This window comes from Methylonatrum kenyense, assembly GCF_023195885.1.
Taxonomy (GTDB): Bacteria; Pseudomonadota; Gammaproteobacteria; order Nitrococcales; family Aquisalimonadaceae; genus Methylonatrum; species Methylonatrum kenyense.
Genome location: NZ_JALPKO010000020.1, coordinates 1 through 11,247 on the forward strand (window position 1 = coordinate 1; position 11,247 = coordinate 11,247).

Annotated in this window: 11 protein-coding genes; 5 read left to right on the forward strand and 6 right to left on the reverse strand. The window is 64.5% G+C overall.

From position 1 onward, the window contains the following. Positions 1–26: 26 nt before the first annotated feature. Together rnt and pyrC are read right to left on the reverse strand one after the other, a co-directional pair. Positions 27–698: a ribonuclease T gene (gene rnt, locus M0534_RS13475; RefSeq protein ID WP_248568963.1), complete on the reverse strand. Its 672-nt coding sequence runs from the start codon at positions 696–698 to the stop codon at positions 27–29. Further along, positions 695–1,747, reverse strand: a complete 1,053-nt coding sequence (pyrC, locus tag M0534_RS13480) for a dihydroorotase (RefSeq protein ID WP_248568964.1) — start codon at positions 1,745–1,747, stop codon at positions 695–697. The genes rnt and pyrC overlap by 4 nt, the downstream gene beginning before the upstream one ends. A 446-nt stretch (positions 1,748–2,193) precedes the next feature. Here pyrC and M0534_RS13485 point away from each other — a divergent pair, with 446 nt between their 5' ends. Together M0534_RS13485 and M0534_RS13490 are read left to right on the forward strand one after the other, a co-directional pair. Further along, on the forward strand, positions 2,194–3,411 hold the full coding sequence (locus tag M0534_RS13485; protein ID WP_248568965.1) for an argininosuccinate synthase: 1,218 nt from the start codon (positions 2,194–2,196) through the stop codon (positions 3,409–3,411). A 9-nt stretch (positions 3,412–3,420) separates the two neighbouring features. Then, the gene (locus tag M0534_RS13490; RefSeq protein ID WP_248568966.1) at positions 3,421–3,855 is read left to right on the forward strand and encodes a hypothetical protein; all 435 of its coding nucleotides are present in this window, start codon (positions 3,421–3,423) and stop codon (positions 3,853–3,855) included. A gap of 321 nt (positions 3,856–4,176) precedes the next feature. Here the strand turns inward: M0534_RS13490 and M0534_RS13495 are convergent, their stop codons facing one another. From M0534_RS13495 to M0534_RS13505, 3 genes are all read right to left on the reverse strand, one after another. After that, a complete protein-coding gene (locus M0534_RS13495) occupies positions 4,177–4,767 on the reverse strand; it encodes a malonic semialdehyde reductase (protein WP_248568967.1) in 591 nt (196 codons plus the stop codon). 83 nt (positions 4,768–4,850) lie between these two features. Beyond that, entirely contained in the window at positions 4,851–5,276 is a 426-nt protein-coding gene (locus M0534_RS13500; RefSeq protein ID WP_248568968.1) for a DoxX family protein, read from the reverse strand. Positions 5,277–5,349: 73 nt separating this feature from the next. Beyond that, positions 5,350–6,048, reverse strand: coding sequence for a pirin family protein (locus tag M0534_RS13505; protein WP_248568969.1), 699 nt, complete (start codon positions 6,046–6,048; stop codon positions 5,350–5,352). 110 nt (positions 6,049–6,158) lie between these two features. Between M0534_RS13505 and M0534_RS13510 the strand changes: the two genes are divergently transcribed. After that, complete coding sequence (locus M0534_RS13510; RefSeq protein ID WP_248568970.1) at positions 6,159–7,055, forward strand: LysR substrate-binding domain-containing protein; 897 nt, start codon at positions 6,159–6,161, stop codon at positions 7,053–7,055. Positions 7,056–7,130: 75 nt separating this feature from the next. On the opposite strand, the gene M0534_RS13515 is transcribed toward M0534_RS13510, so the two are convergent. Then, on the reverse strand, positions 7,131–7,862 hold the full coding sequence (locus tag M0534_RS13515; protein ID WP_248568971.1) for a UDP-2,3-diacylglucosamine diphosphatase: 732 nt from the start codon (positions 7,860–7,862) through the stop codon (positions 7,131–7,133). A 395-nt stretch (positions 7,863–8,257) separates the two neighbouring features. Here M0534_RS13515 and gltX point away from each other — a divergent pair, with 395 nt between their 5' ends. Together gltX and cysS are read left to right on the forward strand one after the other, a co-directional pair. After that, positions 8,258–9,676: a glutamate--tRNA ligase gene (gene gltX, locus M0534_RS13520; protein WP_248568972.1), complete on the forward strand. Its 1,419-nt coding sequence runs from the start codon at positions 8,258–8,260 to the stop codon at positions 9,674–9,676. A gap of 17 nt (positions 9,677–9,693) precedes the next feature. Beyond that, a complete protein-coding gene (gene cysS / locus M0534_RS13525) occupies positions 9,694–11,082 on the forward strand; it encodes a cysteine--tRNA ligase (RefSeq protein ID WP_248568973.1) in 1,389 nt (462 codons plus the stop codon). Positions 11,083–11,247 lie beyond the last annotated feature (165 nt).

The window sequence follows — 11,247 nt, forward strand, 5'->3', positions numbered from 1 at the left end:
CTTTAAACGTTAAACTCTGGCGCGCCCTAGCGCGCGCCAGGTATCCCAATTTTCTCATCCCATGCATTGACGATGTTGCAGAAGAGGTCGGCCGTCTTTTCCGCATCGTAGATCGCCGAATGGGCCTCGGTGCCGTGCCATTCGGCGCCTGAGGCCTTGACTGCCCGGGCCAGGACGGTCTGGCCGTAGGCCAGGCCGCCGAGGGTGGCGGTGTCGAAGCTGCCGAAGGGGTGGAACGGGTTGCGGCGGATGCCGGCGCGCTCCACCGCGGCGTTCATGAAGTACAGATCGAAGGTGGCGTTGTGTCCGACCAGAATCGCCCGGGTGCAGCCGGTGTCCCGAATCTCTTGGCGGATCGGCTTGAAGATTCGACCCAGTGCATCCTGCTCACTGTAGGCGATGCGTAGCGGGTGGTGCGGATCGATGCCATTGATCTGCAGGGACTTGGGGTCGATGTTCGCACCCTCGAACGGCTGCACGTGGCAGGAATGGGTCTCGGCCGGATACATGCGACCCTGGTCATCCATGCGCAGAATGACGGCCGCCACCTGCAGCAGTGCGTCGGTGTTCCAGTTCAGGCCGCCGGTTTCGACATCCACCACCACAGGCAGAAAGCTGCGAAATCGGCTTGCAATCGGGCTGCCGCCCGTGGCGGCAGTGGTTGATTCCACGCTGGTGTCGTTTCCTGCCTTGCTCATGCCGCGCCTTCCTGCTCGCCGTCCAGTTGCCACTGCAGGGTTTCACCCGCTCGCAGGGGCACGATCCGCGCCGATCCGAAAGAGTAGTCAGTCGGGATTCGCCAGGGTTCCCGGCGCAGCGTGATGCGATCAGTGTTGCGGGGCAGGCGATAGAAATCGGCACCAAAATGGCTGGCAAAGCCTTCCAGCCGATCCAGGCGACCGGCCGCTTCGAAGGCCTCGGCATAGAGTTCGATGGCGGCCGGCGCGGAGAAACAGCCGGCACAGCCGCAGGCGGATTCCTTGTCGCCCTGGGCATGGGGCGCGCTATCGGTGCCGAGGAAGAAGCTTCGGTCGCCGGAGGTCGCCGCATCCAGCAGGGCCTCACGATCGGTCTCGCGTTTGAGGATCGGCAGGCAGTAATAATGGGGCCGGATTCCGCCGACCAGCATGTGGTTCCGGTTGAACAGCAGATGCTGCGGCGTGATCGTGGCGCCGACATTGGGTCCGGCGTGGCGCACGAATTCCACGGCATCGGCGGTGGTGATGTGCTCGAACACCAGCCGGAGGCCGGGGTGGCGTTGCAGCAGCGGCATCAAGCGCTCGTCGATAAAGCGCCGCTCCCGGTCGAAGATATCGACCGGGCCGTGGGTGACCTCGCCGTGCACCAGCAGCGGCAGTTCGGTCTCTTCCATCTCCGAAAGTACGTCCTCGCAGCGGTCCAGGTTGGTGACCCCGGCATCGGAGTTGGTGGTTGCGCCTGCGGGGTACAGCTTGACGGCGGTGATCAGTTCGTCGGCCGCCGCCTCGCGGATCATCTCCGCCGGTGTGTTATCCGTCAGGTACAGCGTCATCAGCGGCCGGAAACCGCTGCCTTCCGGGATCGCCGCCAGGATCCGCTCGCGATAGGCGGCGGCCATTTCCGGATCGGTCACCGGCGGAGTCAGGTTGGGCATGATGATCGCGCGGCCGAAGCGCCGAGCGGTGAACGGCACGACGTCGCTGAGAACGGTGCCGTCGCGTACATGCAGATGCCAGTCGTCGGGGCGGGTGATGCTGAGTTGATCCATGAAGTGCGGTGCTGGTGTGGCGAGCGAGGCGGCACAGTATAGGAAAGTCCCCGGCTCCGCGACAGTTTGCCGGGTCCGGTTGCCTCCGATCCGGTCGGGGTGACAGGTGTTCCACGGCGGAACGTCGGCCGCAGGGACGCGGCCAGTCGAGCGCCCACGGACGGGTTTACAGCGTTTCCGGGGTGGAATGCCTGTCATCCCGAGATTGCGGTTGGTCCGTGCGTCGAGCCCCCGTGCCGCGTGAGGACAAGCTTTTTTCTGTTCTGACGAACCTCCGGTTCAACAGGAACAGAGAAAAATCTTCTCCTCCCCCGGCACTTTGTGCCAACCGGGATGGTGGTAGTTGTTCCGATAGCGCCGACCCCAAGCGCACCTTGCACTTGATCAGGGGAGCGCCGATCATTGCGCGCTTTGAGGAACTTGCGTTTTCAGAGGGCCATCTCGCCATGAGTGATGTGAAGAAAGTCGTGCTCGCCTACTCCGGCGGGCTGGATACCTCGGTGATCCTGGAATGGCTGAAGGACACCTACGATTGCGAGATCGTGACCTTTACCGCCGATCTGGGGCAGGGCGAGGAACTGGAGCCGGCGCGGGCCAAGGCGAAGTCGCTGGGCGTGAAGGAAATCTACATCGAGGACCTGCGCGAGGAGTTCGTGCGCGACTTCGTCTATCCGATGTTCCGCGCCAACGCTATCTACGAAGGGGAATACCTGCTCGGTACCTCGATCGCCCGGCCGCTGATCGCCAAGCGCCAGGTCGAGATCGCCCGCGAGACCGGTGCCGATGCCGTGTCCCATGGCGCCACCGGCAAGGGTAACGACCAGGTCCGGTTCGAACTCGGCTATTACGGCCTGGAGCCGGGCATCAAGGTGATCGCGCCGTGGCGGGAATGGGACCTGCTCTCGCGCGAGAAGCTGCTCGCTTATGCCGAGAAGCGGGGCATCCCGATCGAGGGCAAGAAGCAGGGCGGTTCGCCGTATTCGATGGATGCCAATCTGCTGCACATCTCCTACGAGGGCGGCATCCTCGAGGATCCCTGGGCCGAGGCCGAGGAGGACATGTGGCGCTGGTCGGTGAGCCCGGAGCAGGCGCCGGACAGGCCCACCTACATCGAACTCGAGTACCGCCGCGGTGACGTGGTGGCCATCGACGGCAAGGCAATGACCCCGGCCGAAGTGCTGGCGGAACTCAATCGCCTGGGCGGCGCCAATGGCATCGGTCGGCTGGACATTGTCGAGAACCGCTATGTGGGTATGAAGTCCCGTGGTTGCTATGAGACCCCGGGCGGCACGATCCTGCTGAAGGCGCATCGCGGTATCGAGTCGCTGACCCTGGACCGCGAGGCCGCGCATCTGAAGGACGAGTTGATGCCGCGCTATGCCTCGCTGATCTACAATGGCTACTGGTTCAGCCCTGAGCGCGAGGCGATGCAGGCGCTGATCGACCACACGCAGCAGGTGGTCAACGGCGTCGTGCGGCTGAAGCTCTACAAGGGTGCGGTGTCGGTGGTCGGGCGTAAGTCGGCGTCGGACAGCCTGTTCGACGAGCGCATTGCCACCTTTGAGGATGACGCCGGCGCCTACGATCAGAAGGATGCGGCCGGTTTCATCAAGCTCAACGCCCTGCGCCTGAAGTTGCAGGCCGGACGCCGCAACCGCCGCTGATCAGAGCGCGTGCGGTCCCTGTTGCGACGCCTGCTGTCGTTCCGCTCCCGGCGCGGTGCCGAACCGGTCGGGCATGCCGGGCTGCGCAGCGAGGATCCGGATCAGCGGCGACGTGTGGTTCGTCACTTGTGTCAGCCGGCACCGCTACTGCATGTCTGGCGGCATGATCCGGAGCCACGCGTCCGTGATGCGGCCGGCGATCGCTTGCGCACCCTTCTGGTGGGTGGCGCCCCTGGCATGTCGCTGACCGAGCGCGAGACCCTGCTGGCCGAATGCGACGATCCTACCCTTGTTGCTCACGTTGCCCGCCGCGGGCGGGAACCTGAAATCCGCCTCGCCGCGGTCCGGCTGGCCAGCGGTCAGCGCTTGCTGTCCGAAATCATCCAGGAAGATGCCGACCCTGCTGTGCGCGACGCGGCGAAGGCACGGCTCGCCGACGACTGAGTTCAGCCATCCTCTGCCTGCCCTGCATCGAAGGCGATGGTTTTCGGCGCATCAGAGCGGATGTTAGCGTGATCGTGAGATGGGCTGGGGTATTTCCCTCCGGGCCCTTCGGGTTGGGCCACATTTTTCCCGCCTGCGGCGTTGCGCTGTTTGACCGCAGAATGACTGCGGCGCTGCGCAGCGCGCCCTGCCTCGGAAAAAATGCGGACACTAACGCAGACGTGCGAATAGATCCGTGATTCCCTAGGCCCCAGGGATGGGTTCACGCCGTTTCCGGAGCCGTCCCCCGGCCTCCCTGCCTCGAAGCCGCTAACAGTTCAATCAAAGAATCGTGCAGGCCTCGTCGAAGGTCAGGCGTGGGGCGCGTTCGTGCATGCCGGCGCTGTCACCATAGCCCAGGTTGACCAGGAAGTTGGCCTGATACCGGCCATCCGGGAAGAAGGCCTGGTTAACGCCATCGGCGTCGAATCCCGACATCGGCCCGCAGTCCAGCCCCAGTGCTCGCGCCGCCATGATCAGGTACGCGCCCTGCAGGCTGCCGTTGCGGAAGGCGGTTTCGGCGATCTTCTCCGGCTGGCCCTCGAACCAGCTCTTCGCATCCGTGTGCGGAAACAGCGTCGGCAGGTGCTCGTAGAAGCGACTGTCGTAAGCCACGATCACCGTTACCGGTGCGGCCATGGACTTATCCTGGTTACCCTCGGCGAGCAGCGGCTTCAGGCGCTGCTTGGCCGCATCTCCTTTCACGAATACCAGGCGCACGGGTTGGCAGTTGGCGCTGGTCGGAGCCATCTTCATCAGGTTGTAAAGCTTCTGAAGTGTGGCATCCGCCACATCCCGATCCTGCCAGGCGTTGAAGGTGCGCGCGCTGCGGAACAGGGTGTCCAGTGCTTCGTCCTGCAATGGGGCTGTCATGAGGCGTCTCCTGATTCGATGGAATTGTCCCTGGGATACAACGGGCGTCGCGCGGACGCCCGTGGAGCGTAGTGCATTGATGCTCAGGCGGCCAGCCGGCGATCCAGTGACAGGCGACCACCACCGGTCAGCATCAGAGCTGCGGATACCGCCAGCAGCGTCAGCGAGAACTCGTAGCCGCCGTTGGAGACGAACAGTCCGTTGCCCAGGTGCACCCAGACAGTCGCCACCAGCATCGTGAAGGCCAGCGCGGCGGCGGCCGGGCGGGTCAGCAGACCCAGGATCAGCGCGATACCGCCGAAGAACTCCGCAGCGCCGGCGAGAAAGGCCATGACAAATCCCGGCTGCAGGCCGATCGAGGCCATCCATTCGCCGGTGGCGACCAAGCCGTTGCCACCGAACCATCCGAACAGTTTCTGTGCGCCATGGGCAATGAAGACGATGCCGGCGACCAGCCGCAGGATCAGCGGCGCGAAGCTGGCGTTGGTGTTGAACAGTAAATGTTGCATGGAGATACCCCCTGTCTGCTGTGAAGTCACGAAAATAAGCTGACTTGTCCGCACGCCCGTGTCGGGTTCGGCGTCAAACCAAGTCGAAAAACACAAATTCGGCGTCATTGATGGCCCGGACCGATGGATAGGCCTGGCAGCGGATATGCAGGCCGTCTCCGGCCTTCAGCTGCAAATCGCCGTTGGCCAGGGTGCCGCGGGCCAGCTGCAGCCAGCCCTGTCGGTGGGGTTCCAGCGGCAGATCCAGGCGTTCGCCGGCCTGCAGGCGGGCTTGCCAGGCGCATGCGTCCTGGCGAATGGGCAGCGCGCCATCGCGACCGTCCGGATCGAGGATGCGGCGAATCGCCGACTGCTCGCCGGCCTCGAAGTAGGCTCGCTGCGCGTAGCCGGGTTGGCCACCGGGGGCCGTGGGCAGGATCCAGATCTGCAGGAAATGCAGCGGCTCGCTGTCCGAGGCGTTGAATTCGCTATGGGAGACGCCGGTACCGGCGTGCATCAACTGCACCTCGCCCGGCCGCAGCACGGCACCTCCACCGCTACTGTCACGGTGTTGCATGGCCCCATCCAGCACGATACTGACGATCTCCATGTTGCGGTGACCGTGGGGCGGGAAACCGGCGCCGGGGTCGACGCGATCCTCGTTGATCACACGCAGGCTGGAGACGCCCATCTGCCGTGGGTCGTGGTAGTCGGCGAAGGAAAAGCTGTGGCGGCTGTCGAGCCAGCCGGCGCGGGTTCTGCCGCGGTCCTTGGCGGGGCGAACGGTGAACATTGTTGACCTCCTGAGCCTGGCCAATCTGACCATGTGGCAAGGATGTAGTGGGTGATCCGGTAAGAAAAGCGATATGATTTGACGAGAATGTTTAAAAAAACTGAATAAATATGCTGACGCTGGATGCGCTGGAAGTTCTGGATGCCATCGACCGCCGGGGCAGTTTCGCCGCGGCGGCGGCCGAGTTGCATCGGGTGCCCTCGGCGGTGACCTACGCAATCCGTCGGCTGGAGGAACGGCTGGGCGTGGTTCTTTTTGATCGCACGGGCCAGCGAGCGGTGCTGACCCCGGCCGGTCGGGTGGTGCTGGAGCAGGGCCGCCTGTTGCTGGAGGGGGCTGAAGCACTGGAAGCCACCGCCCAGCGTCTGGCAACCGGCTGGGAGGACGGCCTCGCCATCGCGATCGATGCGGTGATTGCGCCGGACCGCCTGTTCGGTCTGATCAAGGAATTCGATGCTGCGGCGCCGCCGGTCAAGCTGCGCTTGCTGCAGGAGGTGCAGGACGGAAGCTGGGACGCCCTGCTAGGCGGGCGCGCGGATATCGTGGTCGGTGCCATTGGCGATGCGCCGGCCGGCGGCTACCGCAGTCACGCCCTGGGCGAGGTCGATTTCCTGTTCGTTGCCGCACCGACACACCCGGTTGCGCACGAAGCGCGCCCCTTGGCGCCGGAGGTCATTCGCCGGTATCGCGGGATCGCCCTGGCCGACACGGCCCGCGACCGGCCGGTACGCACCACCGGACTGCAACAGGGTCAGAACGTGCTGACCGTCTCCCGGCCCGAGGACAAGCGTCTGGCGCTGGAGCAGGGCCTTGGTGTCGGTTTCATGCCTGCCGCGAGTGTCGCGGCAAGCCTGGCGCGCGGCAGCCTGATTCACCTCCCGGTCGCCCAGCCCCGGCCCTCCCAAACCGCCTGGCTGGCCTGGAAAAGCCGCGGCCTGGGCAAGGCGGGAAGGTGGTGGGTGGAGAGTCTCAAGGCAGCGGGAGGGTTGCTCGCAGTCGACGTGTAACGTTTTATGTTTGATGTTTTAAGCTGTTGACGTAAAACGTAAAACGTAAAACGTAAAACGTAAAACGGCTCGGCGTCAGCCGGGTAGTGTCTGCAAATCGTAGCGGCCGTCCATCACTTCCAGCACGCTGCCCTGGTCGAACCAGTCGCCCAGGACGATGCGGATGGCCGGTTTGCCGTCGATCCGGAAATGGTGGATGTCGGGGCGGTGGGTGTGGCCGTGGATCAGGCGGTGGACACCATGTTTGCGCATGGTCTCGACCACGGCCTGTGGATTCACATCCATGATCTGCTCGCGGCCTGCGGCCAGTTGGCTGTTGCGGCTGGCGCTCTGGTCGCGGGCCTGTTTCGCCATGGCCAGACGTTCGTCGATGGATTTGGCCAGAAAGCCGGCCTGCCATTGCGGGTCGTTGACCATGGCCCGGAACTGCTGGTACTCGACATCGTCGGTGCACAACAGATCGCCGTGCATCAGCAAGACCTTCTCACCATCCAGTTCGATCACCGTCGGATCGTCCAGCAGGGTCGTTCCGGTGGCTTCGGCGAAGTCCGCGCCGAGCAGGAAGTCCCGGTTACCCCGCATCACGAATACCGGGACACCGCTATCGCTGAGCTGGCGGATTGCGGCCAGTACCGGATGATCGGCGGGTACCGCATCGTCGCCGATCCAGGCTTCGAAGATATCGCCCAGCAGGTAGACCTCGCGGGCCAGGCGGCCCTGTTCCAGCAGATAACGGATAAATAGCTGGGTGATCTGCGGCCGGCTCGGATCCAGATGCATATCGGACAGGAAAAGGGTCGGTTTCATGACACTGTCATCCGGAAATGGCGGTTGGGCCTTAGGGAAACACTGATTTATTCGCACGCCTGCGTTGGACTCCGCATTTTTCTCCGAGGCAAGGCGCGCTGTGCAGCGCCGCAGTCGTTCTGCGGTCAAGCAGCGCAACACAGCGGTCGGGAAAAATGCGGCCCAACCCAAAGGGCCCGGCCGGTTTTGGCCCCTGGCGGCGTTGCGTCGCTGGCCCGGTAACTCAGGCTACCGAACCGGCGCCGCGCCTTGCCAGATGACCAAAACCGGTTTCGGGCGCAGACGCGGGAATAAATCAGTGTTTCCCTAGAGGATAGCGAGCCCCGGGCGCCCGCTGCAAAACGACGGGCCAGCCACTGTCCGGATCAGGCGCTTTCCGCTACCATGCCCGGCCCATGACAACTGTCCCGGTCAAGACCCGTTTCGCGCCGAGCCCCAGTGGCTTGCTGCATCTTGGCAATCTGCGCACGGCGCTGTTCAATGCCCTGCTGGCGCATTCCGCCGGCGGATGCTTCCTGCTGCGTATCGAGGATACCGATGCCAGCCGCTCCGAGGAGCGGTTCGTCGACGCCATGCAGGAGGATCTGCGCTGGCTTGGCCTGAATTGGCAGGAGGGCCCTGGGGCGGAGGCGCACAGTGGTCCCTATCGACAGTCGCTGCGCGATGCGATGTATCAGTCGCTGTTCCAGAAGCTGCTGGGCGAGGGCCATGCCTATCATTGCTTCTGTACCGATGAAGAACTGAAACGCGCGCGGGAACGGCAGCGTGCAGCCGGCAAGCCGCCACGCTATCCGGGCACCTGCGCCGGGATTCCTCCGGAACAGGCCGAGGCACGGGCCCAGGCCGGTGAGCCGGCTACACTGCGGTTCCGGGTGCCGGCCAATCAGCAGATCGTTTTCGGGGATCTGGTCCGCGGTGAGCAGCGTTTCGCCAGCAACGACCTCGGCGATTTCGTCATTCGCCGGGCCGACGGCAGTGCCGCGTTCCTGTTCTGCAATGCGGTGGATGACTCGGCCATGCAGGTCAGCGAGGTGCTGCGCGGCGAGGACCATCTGACCAATACCCCGCGGCAGTGCCTGGTGCTGGATGCGATCGGCCTGCCGCGCCCGCGCTGGGGTCATTTGCCGATGATCCTTGGCGAGGACGGTGCGCCGTTATCCAAGCGCAACGGCAGCCGCGCCGTGCGGGAATTGCGGGACAGCGGCATTCTGCCGGCGGCGCTGCTCAACTATCTGGCGCGCCTCGGTCATGCCGACAGCGACAACGGTCTGAAGGAACTGTCCGGCCTGGCCGCGACATTTCACCTGGACCAGATAGGCCGCGCGCCGGCGCGCTATGACGAACAGCAGTTGCTGCATTGGCAGGAACTGGCGCTGCGCGCGCTGCCGCCGGAACAGTTGCAGCACTGGATGCAGACAGCGGCCGGCGACCTGATTCCGGCGAAGCGGCTGGCCGGCTTCAGTGAGCTGCTGGCGCCGAATGTCCGCCTGTTCGCCGACGTGCAGCGCTGGGCCCGGGCCTGTTTCTCCGCCGAAATTGCCCACGATGAGGCTGCGGCTGACGTCTTCCGTGAGGCCGGCAGTCCGTTCTTCGCCGCGGCGGCGGGCGCGGCGGACCAGGACTGGGCGGCGCTGACCGCCGTGGTCCAGCAGCAGACCGGTGCACGCGGCAAGGGGCTTTTCTTGCCGTTGCGCCTGGCGCTGACCGGTGAACGGCACGGTCCCGAACTGGCACCGCTGCACGCGCTGATGGGACCGGCTGCGGCCCGCGCGCGATTCGCTCAGGCGGCCGGCCTCGCACAATCGGATTCGTAAGCGGAAACGCCAGCATCATGCTCGAAATCTACAATTCCCTGACCCGACGCAAGCAGCCGTTTCAGCCCATCGAACCGGGCCATGTGCGCATGTATGTCTGCGGCATGACCGTCTACGACTACTGCCATCTCGGGCATGCACGGGCACTGGTGGTGTTCGATGTCGTGGCGCGCTACCTGCGCCACAGCGGTTATCGACTGACCTATGTCCGCAACATCACCGATGTGGACGACAAGATCATTGCGCGTGCCGCCGAGCGTGGGCTCAGCATGGCCGAGCTGACCGAAATGTTTACCGCGGCGATGCACGAGGATGCCGCTGCACTGAATGTGCTGCCGCCGGATGCCGAGCCCCGTGCCACCGAGTCCATAGAGGACATGCAGGCGCTGATCCAGCAGCTGATTGATCGCGGTCTCGCCTACCAGGACGACCCGGAAGGTGACGTCTATTTCGACGTCACCGGTTTTCCGGAATACGGCAAGCTCTCCGGCAAACGCCTGGACGACCTTCGCGCCGGCGCGCGGGTCGAGGTCGAGACGGCGAAGCGGCATCCCGGCGATTTCGTGCTCTGGAAGCGCGCCAAGCCGGGGGAGCCAAGCTGGCCTTCACCCTGGGGTGACGGGCGTCCGGGCTGGCACATCGAGTGTTCGGCCATGTCCAAGCGCTGCCTCGGTGCGCATTTCGATATTCATGGTGGCGGGCTGGATTTGCAGTTTCCGCACCACGAGAACGAAATTGCGCAGAGCGAGGGTGCGCACGGTCATCCCTATGCCAATGTCTGGATGCATAACGGGCATGTCCGGATCGACGACGAGAAGATGTCCAAGTCGCTGGGCAATTTCTTCACGGTCCGCGATATCCTCGCCGAGTACCGGCCGGAGGAGGTCCGACATTTCCTGCTGTCGAGCCATTACCGCAGTCCGCTCAACTACACGCGGGATGCACTTGATCAGGCGCGTAGCGCGGCCGAGCGGTTGTACCTGGCGCTGCGAGGCTTGGAGCCGGACACCCCGGCCGAAAGCGGGACCGAATTCCGGCAGCGGTTCAATGCTGCGATGGATGACGATTTCAACACGCCGCTGGCATTGTCGGTGCTGTTCGACCTGGCGCGAGCCGTGAACCGTGCCCGCGAGACCGATCCGGCCGACGCGGCACGGCTGGCCGGCCTGCTGCGCGAGCTGGGCGATGTTCTCGGCCTGCTACAGACCGATGCGGAGGCTTTCCTGCGAGGCGGCGCCGACACGGATGGCCTCGGCGACGCCCAGATCGACGCGTTGATTGCCGAACGCCAGCAGGCCCGCAAGGACCGCGACTTCTCCCGCGCCGACCAGATACGCGATGAACTGGCCGAACGGGGCATCGTGATCGAGGATGGGGCGGAGGGGACCAGTTGGCGGCGCGCCTAAGGCTTGTCGCGAATTGGAGTTTTCAGTGTTCAGTGTTCAGTTTTCAGGTGCGCTGAAGGGTCATCGTGGCGCGTAGGTTTTTGCCGACGTGGCAATCTTTCAGCGCCCGGAATGGAGATCGCCCCGCGGTCACCCCCCCAAGCCGCCCTGTCTGAAAACTATCCC

Excerpts from the sequence above, each read along its gene's own strand:
- rnt (WP_248568963.1), bottom strand. The coding sequence starts at position 698 with ATGAGCAAGGCAGGAAACGACACCAGCGTGGAATCAACCACTGCCGCC.
- pyrC (WP_248568964.1), bottom strand. The coding sequence starts at position 1,747 with ATGGATCAACTCAGCATCACCCGCCCCGACGACTGGCATCTGCATGTA.
- M0534_RS13485 (WP_248568965.1), top strand. The coding sequence starts at position 2,194 with ATGAGTGATGTGAAGAAAGTCGTGCTCGCCTACTCCGGCGGGCTGGAT.
- M0534_RS13495 (WP_248568967.1), bottom strand. The coding sequence starts at position 4,767 with ATGACAGCCCCATTGCAGGACGAAGCACTGGACACCCTGTTCCGCAGC.
- M0534_RS13500 (WP_248568968.1), bottom strand. The coding sequence starts at position 5,276 with ATGCAACATTTACTGTTCAACACCAACGCCAGCTTCGCGCCGCTGATC.
- M0534_RS13505 (WP_248568969.1), bottom strand. The coding sequence starts at position 6,048 with ATGTTCACCGTTCGCCCCGCCAAGGACCGCGGCAGAACCCGCGCCGGC.
- M0534_RS13510 (WP_248568970.1), top strand. The coding sequence starts at position 6,159 with ATGCTGACGCTGGATGCGCTGGAAGTTCTGGATGCCATCGACCGCCGG.
- M0534_RS13515 (WP_248568971.1), bottom strand. The coding sequence starts at position 7,862 with ATGAAACCGACCCTTTTCCTGTCCGATATGCATCTGGATCCGAGCCGG.
- gltX (WP_248568972.1), top strand. The coding sequence starts at position 8,258 with ATGACAACTGTCCCGGTCAAGACCCGTTTCGCGCCGAGCCCCAGTGGC.
- cysS (WP_248568973.1), top strand. The coding sequence starts at position 9,694 with ATGCTCGAAATCTACAATTCCCTGACCCGACGCAAGCAGCCGTTTCAG.